We start from the raw sequence: 12364 nt of genomic DNA, 5'->3' as shown, positions 1-12364 counted from the left end.
GCTCGGCGCGCCGAATTAATTGGGTATTACGTATTGATTCACTAGCAAGCAATGGCGAAAATCCCATCCGCTGATTATCGGCCTCGATCTTTATCGAGCACACGGTTACACTCAGCACCATAATGGAGATTGGATATGATTGATGCGGTCGATTTGTTCTGTGGTGCGGGTGGTCTAACGGCGGGATTGCGCAACGCCAATGTGCAGGTTCAGGCCGGATACGACAATGATAGCAACTGTAAATTCGCCTACGAGCACAACAATGAAGCCACTTTCAACTGCAAGGATGTGGAAAATGTTACTGGTGAAGAACTGCTCAAACACTATCGCCCCGGTCGTGTCAAGCTATTGGCTGGCTGCGCGCCCTGCCAGCCTTTCTCCACATACAATCAGGGCCGAGACACCACCACCGACAAGAAATGGCCGCTTCTCAACGCTTTTTCCCGATTGATCCGTGAAGTACAACCAGAATTGGTTACCATGGAGAATGTGCCTGATGTGACTAAGCACGCAGTCTATGATGACTTCGTAGCAAACCTGAGAGAACAAGGTTACGAGGTCTGGGCCCAGCGAGTCGAGTGCGTAAAATACGGGTTACCCCAACAACGCAAAAGGCACGTTCTTCTGGCTTCAAAGCTCGGACCGATAGAACTCATTGCTCCCACCCACGAAGGCAAATACGTCACAGTTAAGGAGATTATTGGGAAATTACCGCCATTAGGGGCCGGTGAGAGCGATCCCAATGACGACTTGCATCGCGCAGCAACGCTGTCCCCTTTGAACCTAAAACGGATCAAGCATTCCGTACCTGGCGGTACATGGAAGAGCTGGCCTCCTGAACTTATAGCAAATTGTCACCGAAAAGCGAGTGGTAGTACTTATCCCAGCGTGTATGGACGCATGAGAAACGACGCGCCCAGCCCTACTATGACCACCTTGTGTTACGGCTTTGGTAATGGACGGTTTGGGCATCCGGAACAGCATAGGGCGATCTCTCTAAGAGAAGCAGCTCTTCTTCAGTCCTTTCCAGCGGATTATAAATTCATGGAAGGAAAGCGCATCTCATTCAAAGCTATCGGCCGCATGATAGGTAATGCCGTACCCGTGAGGCTGGGCGAGATAATTGGGCTTAGCATCAAAGCCCACGTATATCTGCACACTCGCGCTGCCAGCGTTGAACATCAGGAAAGCTAAGCAACAATTGGGGCCGCAGTGTACTGTTTTTTTCTTAAGTATATAGACACAGACCAAAGGACCGTACGCAAGTAAACTGCTGTTTCTTTGGATACTTTAGCCAGGTGCTCTGCTGCTGTTTCATGCCCGCATTGTTCGAACGAAAGTCGGCCATGAGCCAACCCATTTCGCTTGTCTCTGACCTCGTTAAGAAGCCTCAACACTTGCCGTCCTTTTGCATTCGGGTCAGGACTAATGAAGCCATAATTATTAGCTGTTTTTTGTATTTCAGAACAATTAACATTCCCCGAAAAAATTTTCTCACGGTCATAACCCAACCTCAAAACCGCAATCCCGATAGGATGCTCCAGATTCTGACGAATATGTTTAACATCTCCAGACATAGCTATCTTGAAATGCTTAATAGCAACGGCTTGGAGCTTCTCACTTAAATTAATAAACTCTAAGCCTTCAGATTCAATAGCTCTGTGAATCGTATCAATTGCGTTAGTCATCGTTGCCTCCACCAAGTTATAAAGCAGAAGGTAAGCATTTGCCCTGAAGGTTTTGGTAAGTTCTCTAGACATCTCAAAGCCCGGAACGGGAAGACGATCTCCCCCTTCCAGCTTAAGCAAGCCAACCACACGATTCTCAGTTATACACTCGACGAATTTTAAATATCGATTTACCTCGGCGTATCGCTGTCTAAACAAAACGTAAAGTTCCGCAACTAGAGTATTAGCATCAGACATATTCAACATCCCTACCCAGCAGGCTGTCGCGAACAAAATGAATTCGGTTGATAACTTTAGGGCGGGAGTTACTCGCATCCGATCGAATCAAAGCTTTATACTCTTCGCACTCAACCCATTCCATAGAGGCCGGGACAAGCGACGGCATCTCTTCTAACGCAAGAGCCACTCCGACAGCGATAGATTCGAAACGAATCCGTGGCACGGAGGTGTTCTGAGCACTCTTCTTGAATCCATTGGGGAAATAATTGTTAACAAACGCAACCACAGCATTGAAGGAAACAGCGAGCCCAGCAGAATCAAAAGCTCTTTGATTCATATCTTTTAAGTAGTCATCCAAGAAATCATCCACTCTCTTATTGAAAGTCTTATACCTATCGAGATACGCAAAAAATCTCAACACCATTTCTTCATAGTCACGATGCTTGACCCTAACAGCACTGATGGGGCACAAAGCTCTAAATACGCCATTCTCAGCCACCTCGCGCACAAAATCAGTGAACGGACCGCCTTGAGAACCAAATCGTTGTTCCATATCTTTAAGCCGCGTACCGCCAGTATTCAACCGATCAAACAATTGGCGACGCGCCTCCTCATCAACTTCAATCAACTCGATCATACGCATGGTCTTGCGCTTAAATCGCAGCTGCCTTGAGATAGAAAAGTCCTTAAAAGTAAAACCATTGAGCATCGGAAGCATTTTTAACTTATCAAGGCGGAACTCATTACTAATGAATCGAACAAGCGTCCTGATCCGTTGCGATCCATCAACTATTTCTATGCGCCCTTCATCCTCTCCTTCGGTCACATCCGCAACGTATAAGTACGGAATTGGCAAGTTCAAAAAAATAGATTCGATGAATCTACTTTGCTGTTCCTCGCTCCATACAAGCTCTCTTTGATAATCAGGAACGAAAAGTTCCGACTTATCTGTTTCTTCAAGCTTATTCAGAAACTTTGAAACTATGACTTCAACGGGATATTCTCGTATATCAAAGTCAGTTTCTTTTTGCTTTTCTATAATTTGTTTTTCAGCATTTTCTTTTTGCTCATCAGAAACAAGAGCAAACATTTCACTTTGATTTGCCATAGACCCCTCACCCTAAATATCAATTAGTATAAATTAAAACCAACCCGCGCACTCCCGAGTCCAGAACGGGACAGGTCGACCCTCTAATTTTGATTTCCACGTTGTATACCGCTAACTCGCTCAGTCGTTAGTTGACTCAAGAACCACCTGTTCCGCATCTTCACTATCCTCAATCGCCATCGCCTCGACCGGGTCGCGCTTCTGCAGTTTCGGTGGCTGTGCGACCCAGGCTCTGAGTTTCTGTCCTACTTCCTGGTAAAAATGCGGTACAGCCTTTTCGAGCTCCTCGATGAATACTCTTGCGCCGGAAAAACGCGCGCCGAGGTCGGCCATATAGAACACTTCGAAGGCGCTCGGTGCTACGTTGGTGGAGAGGGTTTCCAGTGCATTCCCGTCTGCAAGCAATTTTGCCAGCGGCGTCTGGGTTTCTTCGGCACGGCCTGGGCGGATGGCTTTGACGTAAAAACCCTCGGCATTCGCCTTGCTGACTTGTTTAATCAACCAGTTAACGCGAGCCGAACTGCGTACCTTGTCTTGCGGTGCAGCCAGTCGCATGGAGCAGGTTATGGTGCGCTTTGTCAGATCTGCTGTTATATCGAAGTCAGCGGCGGCATCAGGAATAGTTAGGCAGCAGGTTAGCTTGTGCTCCTTGGCTAAAAACTCACAGTCATCCTTGAGTCGGAGGACGGGCTCATTGCGGTGGGCTTTACTGATCTTTTGCTTTACCTGCCTGCCAAGCTGGCGGCTCATGACAAGGCACAGGTCGCGTTGCTCCTGATGCCAGCTTGAAACTGTATTCTCTACTTCCTCTGCGGCCTTACCCAACACGGCTCCGCTCTTGACCTTTGCGACGACCTCTTTCCATTCACGGTTCATGCTGTCGAAACGCGTTGCACCGCTGGAATCATGACTGAAATAGCGCAGTACTTCCTCGAGGATGAATCTCTGATCAGGCGACGTAATGTCGCCCGAATCCAGCAGCAAAGTTGCCTGCGTAACCGCGTACATCCAGGACCAATGGTAAAGCTCTACGCCTTTCAGCAGCGTTTTTGGAAGCTTTACTGGATGATGGTTTGGCAAGGCGACAAACTGGTTAGTGATGGTGATGACGGCATCAATCTTGTTCTTCTTGGCTTGCAGCAGGTAGCGCTTCAACTGCTCTTCACCCACTTCGTTATTACCAATCTTGGCTTCGATCAATGCGGACCACTGTTTGCTGCCGGTCACTAGCTGCACAAGACCGTCCGGGCGGTCCTTTTTGGGTATGTCCAGGTCGCATTCCAAAGCGACCTCAGTCCAGGCGCCCATCCTAGCGCGAGCGCTGACTCGATGCCCCAGCGAGGCAAACATCACCTGCCGAAACTCATACACCCCACGCAGCGCAGCAAGCAGAATCGAAGCCGCCCGCTGCTCGCGGTTGGTATCTGCTACTACCGGTATCAAGCGAGCTACTTCTCCATGAATTACGTAATCTGGCCGTTCCATGTCCGTTTATCCTTTTTTTGGTCCTGTTTGCCAGCAGGTCATTCCACCGGTTTTTAGGGCAGGTTTCGCTCCCAGCAGGTATTAGTTCATCCGCCACTGGTGTAGATCATCCATGTTATGAAGGCGGCGAAGGGAGCGATCATTACTAAGCTGCCTGCCAGAACGGCGCAGCCCCAGGCGTAACCGCTCTCTCCCTTAAACTGGCCGCCAGTCAGCAACTTCAGCACGCGAACGCCGATACGATGGGCCGCCACATTGAATATGAAATCGAAAATGTAATCCATTTTGGTTTTCGGGCCTCTGGCTTACCTATCCATGGACTGAGGTTTTTTGCTGACTTACCGCTTGCCTGTAAGCAGCCTCAGCCCCTATCCCACGCATCGAAAGCAACCACCATTCACTTCACTGGGTTATACAGCTCCGATTTTCTGCACGCAGCGGAATACTTGCGCTCGCTGTTGTAGCACAGGTGGTTGTATGCGCTTTTCATCGCCTTTTTATGGCTGCGGCAATCGATACTGCCAGGCTTGAATGGCCAGCAACTTGGCTTCGTTTCCTTCACGACCGTCACGTACCCAGGCTTTGGCTTCGGAGACTGCACCGACGGTATCGCAGAGCGAGGCTGCCTCATGCTGACTGTATTCACCTGCGTAGCCGGCACGTAGTTGGCATCGTTAAATGCAGTTTGCTTGGGTTCGGTGGTAAATGGTCGTACCGCTGGTTCGGCAAGCAGGCGGTTTACTTGCTCGTCGTAGTTATCAACGCGCTGCTTGCTCGAATGAGAAATTGCGGCCGGTTGGGATTTATTCGGTGCCGTTGACGAGGCTCGAACAACGGCCGGAGACGCAGTTCCGGCTGCTTCGTTGATTTGCCAAATGAGTTGCTTCGAGTCGAGATAGTTCGCTACGGCACCAAACGCGATACATACCCCCAGAATCGACAGCCACAATCGCGTGTGCTTGCTCCGCCCGCTCCTGACCCGGATTGGCGCATCATCCCAATCGGCACGGAGTAACAGTTCTTCCAGCTCTTGCCGACGATCAGACATTTGCTACCCCACGGCAGCCTGGATACTTCGAGCATCCCCAGAAAGCATTGCCTGCGTTGGCGCCGCGCTTGGCCAGTCGCTTGATCATGGTGCTGTTGCACACCGGGCACACTGGGTTCTCAGGTACCGGTTGGTGGACTGGCTGTGCGGGCTCGGCGAACGTGGGGTCTACAGGCCGTGAGCGATGCTGGGCAAGCCATGGTTTGAGCTGTGCCCCGTCGAGGAGCTGGATATTGCGGCCGGAGGCGAAGGCTTTCGCAGCACCAGTGAACTCGCCTGAAGTGACAACAAAGCCCCCTGCCGCCCCTTCCACCGCCATCGCTCCAAAGAATTCACGTACCACCGGCACGCCGACTTTCAGTGAGCGCCAGTGCTTGCACTGCACCAGATACTTTTCCCCACCCTTACGCAGGATCAGATCTATGCCGCCGTCCGGTCCGTTACCGCCGGTTTCGGTGATGCTGTAGCCCTGCCTGCGAAACGCTTCACCTATCAGCTGCTCGAACTGCTGCCAGCTGAGTCCATCAATGGTTTTGCCGGGCTGGGTAGCAGCTTTGACGTCTTCAAGCAGGGCCTTGCGCCGATGACGGCCGACGAGAGAGCCTATGGCACCGATGAGGCAAGTGAAGGGAATCAGGTATTGGCCAATCATGGCAAAGGTGTGCCAAAGCTGGCTAAGCATCACGCCCGACATGTCTCCGGGCTTTACGCCGGTGGGAATAATGACAGGACTGCTGGCAACGGGATTCAGGATCAGCCAGCTGACAAATCCAATCAATAAGCTGACCCACCAGGACAGGCGGGAAAGGATCGATATTAGATCTTCGAACGTTAAAGTACGTCTACGCGCCATCCATGGGCTCCTGAGAGTGGCCTAATGCCTTGTCTTGTAAGGTAAACCTTCGCCGCAATAAAGGCCAGAGTTGCGTTCCACACCCGCAGCAACGGAGAAGTCCTTAGTAATTCGTCTTCACAGCAACGTCTTCAACCCGTTCGCGATTTTACGCCACGGGAAAAACTAACACTCTAGGTGTGACTATCGAGGGGAAAATAAACTCGATACGATCCTAATCCGCGGGATTGATTGATCTGTAACTGACCGTGAAACCGATGAGGCACCGACAGCGACCCTCAAAAAGCACACCTCGGCGTGAGGCTTGCATAGCAGATGCTCCGTCTTGGTGTCGGCACTAACCTCGTTTATCGTGTCGAACTATCAGGCCGTTGAACACTTCCGTACCGAACATCAAGGAGACAAGCATGAACACTGCATCAAGTCGGGGCTCTGAAATTCGCAGCGCACTGCAAGTGAACCCTAACCTCAAGGGAACCGCTGAGCTGAAGCAGGAGATCGACCGGCGTGTCGATTTCATCAAGGACACTGTGCGCCGCTCCGGTACGCGGGCGCTGGTGTTGGGGATCAGCGGCGGTGTGGATTCAACGACTGGGGGCAAGCTGTGCCAGATGGCTGTTGAATCGCTGCGTCAGGATGGCTATGAGGCGACCTTCTACGCCATGCGCTTGCCGTATAACGTGCAGGCCGATGAACACGATGCGCAGGCGGCACTGGATTTCATCAAGCCGGATCAGCTACGCACGGTAGACATCAAAGAGTCGGTCGATGCAATGATGGCTTGCTTTGCTGACGAGCCCGCTGAGCCGGCCAAACGTGATTTCGTCAAAGGTAACGTCAAGGCCCGCGCCCGCATGATTGCGCAATATACGCTGGCCAACTTCGTCAATGGTCTGGTGGTCGGTACCGATCATGCTGCCGAGGCGGTGATGGGCTTTTTCACCAAGTTCGGTGACGGCGCCTGTGATCTGGCCCCACTATCCGGGCTGGTCAAGGGCCAGGTGCGGCGTATCGCTGCGGAGCTGGGTGCGCCTGAATCCCTGGTAGGCAAGATCCCCACTGCCGATCTTGAAGAGCTGGAACCCGGCCGGCCTGATGAAGATGCCCACGGGGTAACCTACGCGCAAATCGATGCGTTCCTGCTGGGCGAAGCCGTTGATGAGGAGGCCGCGAAGATCATCATCAGAAATTACGACGCAACAGAGCATAAGCGTCAGGTGCCCTTGGCACCTTGACCCATACCTGCTTGCAGCTGACGCGCCAGCCTCAGCCCGACGCGGTTCGTACGACTGACAAGGGCACCGGGCGCGCCTCGCGCTGCGCCAGGTAGCGCGTGCAGCTTACCCGCAGAAACGAGGCGAAGTTCACCACTTCGCCTCGCAGCTCCATGATCTCCTCATACAACTTGGTGATCAGCTGATTGGTGGTCATGCCATCGACCTCGGCAATTTCCTGCAGAATCTGCCAGAACTGATTCTCCAGCCGCAACGTGGTGACCACACCGCGTATGCGCAGCGAGCGGGAACGTGATTCATACAGAATCGGATCGGCTTTGACGTAAAGCTCACACATACGGCCACCACCTGGTTAAAGAATTATCTGAATACTCAAAGCGTTATCTGAGCGCCCAGCAGTTTAACGAATGCGGCCAGCCACGCTGGATGAGACGGCCAGGCGGGGGCCGTAACCAAGTTACCCTGGACGTGGGCCTGATCCACCGGAATGTCCATATAGGTGCCGCCAGCCATTTTCACATCGGGGCCGCAGGCAGGATACGCGCTGCATTCACGGCCTTTGAGTACGTCAGCTGCTGCCAGGATTTGCGCCCCATGACATACCGCGGCAATGGGCTTTTGGGCCTTGTCGAACTGCTGCACAATCTCGATGACCCGCTGGTTCAGACGCAAGTACTCTGGCGCCCTGCCGCCGGGTATCACCAAACCGACGTAGTCTTCGACCTTCACCTTGTCGAAGTCATAGTTCAACGCGAAGTTGTGCCCCGGCTTTTCCGTGTAGGTCTGATCACCCTCGAAGTCATGGATAGCGGTACGCACCGTGTCCCCTGCTTTCTTGTCCGGGCACACCGTGTCCACTTGATAACCGAGCATGGTCAGCGCCTGAAACGGCACCATGGTTTCATAGTCTTCGGTGAAGTCACCGGCGAGCAACAATAGTTTCTTAGCGGTCATTTTTCGTCCTCCTTTCAATAGTGAGGCCAGCATGCACCGCTAAGAGGGCCTGCGGGTAACAGGCGGCTACTACAAACCCGCCGCCCTGCCCCGCGCCGCATGCAGCTTCTTCAGGCTCTCGATCATCCGGTGATGCCTGTCCAGTCCTTCCAGCTTCATGCTGGTGGGCGTCAAACCGAAGAAGCGCACGCTGCCCTCTACTGAACCGATGACTGCGTCCATGCGCTCGTTGCCAAACATGCGGCGGAAGTTGGCCTCGTAATCTTCCAGCGCCAACTCGTCGTCCAGCTGTACTTCAAGCGCCGCGTTCAGCGCCTGATAGAACAGCCCACGCTCGGCGGTGTTGTCGTTGAATTGCAGGAAGGTTTCGACCAGTTCTTTTGCTTCTTCAAACTGCTGTAGGACGAGGTAGATCAGCAACTTGAGTTCGAGAATCGTAAGCTGGCCCCAGGCGGTGTTGTCGTCAAACTCGATGCCGATCAGCGTGGTGATATCGGTGTAATCATCCAGTTCGCTTTCTTCCAGGCGATCGACCAGCGCTTGCAGGCTTTCTTCGTCCAGGCTGTGCAGGTTGAGGATATCCTCGCGGAAGAACAGCGCCTTGTTGGTGTTGTCCCAGACCAGGTCGTCGACCGGGTATACCTCAGAGTAACCCGGCACCAGGATCCGGCAGGCGGTGGCGCCGAGATCGTCGTATACGGCCATGTACACTTCCTTGCCCATGTCTTCGAGGATGCCGAACAGGGTCGCGGCTTCCTCGGCATTGGCGTGCTCGCCCTCGGCGGAGAAGTCCCATTCGACGAATTCCAAATCCGACCTGGCGCTGAAAAAGCGCCAGGACACCACGCCGCTGGAATCGATGAAATGCTCGACAAAATTGTTCGGCTCGGTCACCGCCTGGCTTTCGAATGTCGGCGCGGGCAAGTCGTTCAGGCCTTCGAAACTACGGCCCTGCAGCAATTCCGTCAGGCTGCGTTCCAGCGCGACTTCAAAGCTCGGGTGCGCGCCGAAGGAGGCGAACACGCCGCCGGTGCGCGGGTTCATCAGGGTGACGCACATCACCGGGTAGGCACCGCCCAATGAGGCATCCTTCACCAATACCGGAAAGCCCTGCTCCTCCAGCCCCTGAATGCCGGCCAGAATGCCGGGATACTTAGCCAGCACGGCCTGCGGCACATCGGGCAGCGCGAGCTCACCTTCGAGGATCTCGCGTTTCACCGCACGCTCGAAAATTTCCGACAGGCACTGCACCTGCGCTTCGGCCAGCGTGTTACCGGCACTCATGCCGTTGCTGAGGAACAGGTTCTCGATCAGGTTGGAGGGGAAGTACACTGTCTCGCCATCGGACTGGCGCACATAGGGCAGCGAGCAGATACCGCGCTCCATGTTGCCGGAGTTGGTGTCGTATAAATGCGAGCCGTGCAGTTCGCCGTCGGGATTGTAAATCTCAAGGCAGTACTCATCGAGGATCTCAGCTGGCAATGCATCCTTGCGGCCAGGCTTGAACCAGCGCTCGTTTGGGTAATGTACGAAGGGCGCGTTGGCGAGGTCTTCGCCCCAGAACTGATCGTTATAGAAGAAGTTGCAGTTCAGCCGCTCGATAAATTCACCCAGCGCCGAAGCCAACGCGGCCTCTTTGGTCGCACCCTTGCCGTTGGTAAAGCACATGGGCGACTGCGCATCGCGGACATGCAGTGACCAGACATTGGGGACGATGTTGCGCCAGGAGGCGATCTCGATCTTCATGCCCAGCTCAGCCAGAATGCCGGACATGTTGGTAATGGTCTGCTCCAGGGGCAGATCCTTGCCCAGCACACGGGTGCCCTCGCCTGTCGCAGCAAGGGGCATCAGCAATGCCTGGGCATCGGCGTCCAGACTTTCCACTTCTTCGATGACGAACTCGGGCCCGGTTTGCACCACCTTTTTCACGGTGCAACGGTCGATGGAACGCAAAATCCCCTGGCGATCCTTGTCGGACATGTCCGCTGGCAATTCGATCTGGATCTTGAAGATCTGGTTGTAGCGGTTTTCAGGGTCAACTATGTTGTTCTGCGACAGGCGAATGTTGTCGGTGGGAATATTGCGGGTATTGCAGTACAGCTTCACAAAATAGGCTGCACACAGCGCCGATGAGGCCAGAAAGTAATCGAACGGACCCGGCGCCGAGCCGTCGCCCTTGTAGCGGATGGGTTGATCAGCCACCACCGTGAAGTCATCGAACTTGGCTTCAAGTCGAAGGTTGTCGAGAAAGTTGACCTTGATTTCCATGGGGGGCACCAGAATGACGAGCAGGACGAATTGGCCGCCATTATCCGGCTTTTGAGTGGGAAGTCATGCGCTGGTCATCAGGTACTTCATACTGGCGCCTGAATACACAGTGTGGAACGGACCGTCACTCGGCTGGCTTTGGGACGCCCCGCTCCGTATAGTCAAACCTCCCCTTTCAGCACGGCAGCCAAATCACGCCCGCCGCTGCAGAGACATCAGCATCTTCACATTTCCGTTTGAATTCCTGGCAATCCAGACGTCGACCCGAGCACTCAGCTATGCGTTTACACCGTTTCATTTCCAGCAACATGGAAGCAATCCTGAAGGAATGGGAAGATTTTGCTCGTGAGATTCAGCCGACCGGCGGGAACCTGGATGTAACCGATCTCAGGGATCATGCGCAGAATATGCTGGAAGTGATTGTTCTGGACATGGCGACAGAACAGACCGAATCGCAGCAAACGACGAAGTCGCAGGGCAACAGCCCCAAAACTGGTCGCGACACCGCAGCAGAGGACCATGCCAATGAGCGCCTTAGCGCAGGCTTCTCCATACGCCTGTTGGTGGCCGAGTATCGCGCATTACGCGCCAGCGTCTTGCGTCTGTGGTTGAGAGATATCGCCACAGGCATGCATGAAGACGAACACCACGTGGATGACATGATTCGATTCAACGAAGCGATAGATCAGGCGTTGGCAGAATCCGTTGCGCGTTATTCGGAAGTGGTCACCGAGAACTCGAATATTTTTGTCGGGATGCTCAGCCATGATCTTCGCTCGCCATTGCAGGTAATGCAGTTCGGCGCGGCAAAACTGAAGAAACTGGAAGAGGCCGCCGAAACCCCGAGCCGACTGGCGCCGGTGATGATTTCCAGCATATACCGCATGAAAGAAATGCTGGACAACCTGATGGACTTTACCGAAAGCCGCCTTGGAACGGGGCTGAAGATAAGTTTTGGACCAGCGGATCTGGCAGCCACCTCCCATCAGCTCGTCGAAGAATTTCGCTCTGTTCATCAGGATCATAGCTTTCTGCACCGCGTGTCGGGCGACTGCACCGGCACCTGGGACGCGCTTCGCGTCGCGCAGATCTGTCAGAACCTGATCAGCAACGCCTTGCAACATGGCGATGCGAATGGCGAGATTGAGGTGGCCTGCGAAGGCAGCGATGACAAGGTCATCCTGACCGTCAAGAATGACGGCAAACCCATACCCACATCGGATCAGAACGCGATCTTCGAAATCTCGACCCGCAAACATTATGCGCAGGGCAACCCGAATCGAAACCTTGGGCTGGGCCTGTATATCGTCAAAGAGCTGGTCACGGCTCATAACGGCAGCGTCCATGTGACGTCCAGCCAGAGCGCCGGAACGATCTTCAGCGTCGTGTTACCGCGAAACCCTAGCGATCGCTCCGAGCGACGTTGAGCGCGCACTTTTCCCACCCTCGCGCACAGGCTCAGTGGCCACAAGCGCTATAGCACCGGTGAAGACCCCGCTGTCGTAA

The 12364-nt window shown here is 53.7% G+C and carries 12 protein-coding genes; 3 read left to right on the top strand and 9 right to left on the bottom strand.

What is annotated here, in order from left to right:
* Positions 1-129 precede the first annotated feature (129 nt).
* The gene (locus tag G3M63_RS12505; protein ID WP_163983340.1) at positions 130-1194 is read left to right on the top strand and encodes a DNA cytosine methyltransferase; all 1065 of its coding nucleotides are present in this window, start codon (positions 130-132) and stop codon (positions 1192-1194) included.
* On the opposite strand, the gene G3M63_RS12500 is transcribed toward G3M63_RS12505, so the two are convergent.
* The 6 genes from G3M63_RS12500 to G3M63_RS12475 all read right to left on the bottom strand — a co-directional run bounded on the left by G3M63_RS12500 (position 1191) and on the right by G3M63_RS12475 (position 6401).
* Entirely contained in the window at positions 1191-1925 is a 735-nt protein-coding gene (locus G3M63_RS12500; RefSeq protein ID WP_163983339.1) for an MAE_28990/MAE_18760 family HEPN-like nuclease, read from the bottom strand. The two genes, G3M63_RS12505 and G3M63_RS12500, sit on opposite strands and share 4 nt — an antisense overlap.
* Positions 1918-3015, bottom strand: a complete 1098-nt coding sequence (locus G3M63_RS12495) for a DUF262 domain-containing protein (RefSeq protein WP_163983338.1) — start codon at positions 3013-3015, stop codon at positions 1918-1920. Before G3M63_RS12495 ends, G3M63_RS12500 begins: the two co-directional genes overlap by 8 nt.
* Before the next feature lie 120 nt (positions 3016-3135).
* Positions 3136-4215: a hypothetical protein gene (locus G3M63_RS12490; RefSeq protein WP_218573602.1), complete on the bottom strand. Its 1080-nt coding sequence runs from the start codon at positions 4213-4215 to the stop codon at positions 3136-3138.
* A gap of 371 nt (positions 4216-4586) precedes the next feature.
* Positions 4587-4784: a hypothetical protein gene (locus tag G3M63_RS12485; protein ID WP_163983336.1), complete on the bottom strand. Its 198-nt coding sequence runs from the start codon at positions 4782-4784 to the stop codon at positions 4587-4589.
* A gap of 113 nt (positions 4785-4897) precedes the next feature.
* Positions 4898-5548, bottom strand: coding sequence for a hypothetical protein (locus tag G3M63_RS12480; protein ID WP_163983335.1), 651 nt, complete (start codon positions 5546-5548; stop codon positions 4898-4900).
* Positions 5541-6401, bottom strand: coding sequence for a restriction endonuclease (locus G3M63_RS12475; RefSeq protein ID WP_163983334.1), 861 nt, complete (start codon positions 6399-6401; stop codon positions 5541-5543). The genes G3M63_RS12480 and G3M63_RS12475 overlap by 8 nt, the downstream gene beginning before the upstream one ends.
* Before the next feature lie 407 nt (positions 6402-6808).
* On the opposite strand from G3M63_RS12475, the gene nadE reads away from it, so the two are divergent.
* Complete coding sequence (nadE, locus tag G3M63_RS12470; RefSeq protein WP_163983333.1) at positions 6809-7636, top strand: ammonia-dependent NAD(+) synthetase; 828 nt, start codon at positions 6809-6811, stop codon at positions 7634-7636.
* Positions 7637-7667: 31 nt separating this feature from the next.
* Here the strand turns inward: nadE and G3M63_RS12465 are convergent, their stop codons facing one another.
* The 3 genes from G3M63_RS12465 to G3M63_RS12455 all read right to left on the bottom strand — a co-directional run bounded on the left by G3M63_RS12465 (position 7668) and on the right by G3M63_RS12455 (position 10858).
* The gene (locus G3M63_RS12465) at positions 7668-7973 is read right to left on the bottom strand and encodes a ribbon-helix-helix domain-containing protein (RefSeq protein WP_163983332.1); all 306 of its coding nucleotides are present in this window, start codon (positions 7971-7973) and stop codon (positions 7668-7670) included.
* A gap of 35 nt (positions 7974-8008) precedes the next feature.
* Positions 8009-8590, bottom strand: a complete 582-nt coding sequence (locus tag G3M63_RS12460; protein ID WP_163983331.1) for a DJ-1/PfpI family protein — start codon at positions 8588-8590, stop codon at positions 8009-8011.
* A gap of 69 nt (positions 8591-8659) precedes the next feature.
* Positions 8660-10858 carry an OsmC domain/YcaO domain-containing protein gene (locus G3M63_RS12455; RefSeq protein ID WP_163983330.1) on the bottom strand — a complete coding sequence of 733 codons (2199 nt, stop codon included), beginning with the start codon at positions 10856-10858 and terminating at the stop codon, positions 8660-8662.
* Between the two features lie 278 nt (positions 10859-11136).
* Here G3M63_RS12455 and G3M63_RS12450 point away from each other — a divergent pair, with 278 nt between their 5' ends.
* Positions 11137-12285, top strand: a complete 1149-nt coding sequence (locus G3M63_RS12450; RefSeq protein ID WP_163983329.1) for a sensor histidine kinase — start codon at positions 11137-11139, stop codon at positions 12283-12285.
* The last annotated feature ends 79 nt before the right edge of the window (positions 12286-12364 follow it).

Source organism: Pseudomonas sp. OIL-1 (genome assembly GCF_010669185.1).
GTDB classification, from domain to species: domain Bacteria; phylum Pseudomonadota; class Gammaproteobacteria; order Pseudomonadales; family Pseudomonadaceae; genus Halopseudomonas; species Halopseudomonas profundi.
Note: the sequence above shows the minus strand (reverse complement) of the source record. Positions and strands in the feature narration are given on the sequence as shown.

Excerpts from the sequence above, each read along its gene's own strand:
- nadE (WP_163983333.1), top strand. The coding sequence starts at position 6,809 with ATGAACACTGCATCAAGTCGGGGCTCTGAAATTCGCAGCGCACTGCAA.
- G3M63_RS12455 (WP_163983330.1), bottom strand. The coding sequence starts at position 10,858 with ATGGAAATCAAGGTCAACTTTCTCGACAACCTTCGACTTGAAGCCAAG.
- G3M63_RS12475 (WP_163983334.1), bottom strand. The coding sequence starts at position 6,401 with ATGGCGCGTAGACGTACTTTAACGTTCGAAGATCTAATATCGATCCTT.
- G3M63_RS12465 (WP_163983332.1), bottom strand. The coding sequence starts at position 7,973 with ATGTGTGAGCTTTACGTCAAAGCCGATCCGATTCTGTATGAATCACGT.
- G3M63_RS12480 (WP_163983335.1), bottom strand. The coding sequence starts at position 5,548 with ATGTCTGATCGTCGGCAAGAGCTGGAAGAACTGTTACTCCGTGCCGAT.
- G3M63_RS12500 (WP_163983339.1), bottom strand. The coding sequence starts at position 1,925 with ATGTCTGATGCTAATACTCTAGTTGCGGAACTTTACGTTTTGTTTAGA.
- G3M63_RS12460 (WP_163983331.1), bottom strand. The coding sequence starts at position 8,590 with ATGACCGCTAAGAAACTATTGTTGCTCGCCGGTGACTTCACCGAAGAC.
- G3M63_RS12495 (WP_163983338.1), bottom strand. The coding sequence starts at position 3,015 with ATGGCAAATCAAAGTGAAATGTTTGCTCTTGTTTCTGATGAGCAAAAA.
- G3M63_RS12485 (WP_163983336.1), bottom strand. The coding sequence starts at position 4,784 with ATGGATTACATTTTCGATTTCATATTCAATGTGGCGGCCCATCGTATC.
- G3M63_RS12450 (WP_163983329.1), top strand. The coding sequence starts at position 11,137 with ATGCGTTTACACCGTTTCATTTCCAGCAACATGGAAGCAATCCTGAAG.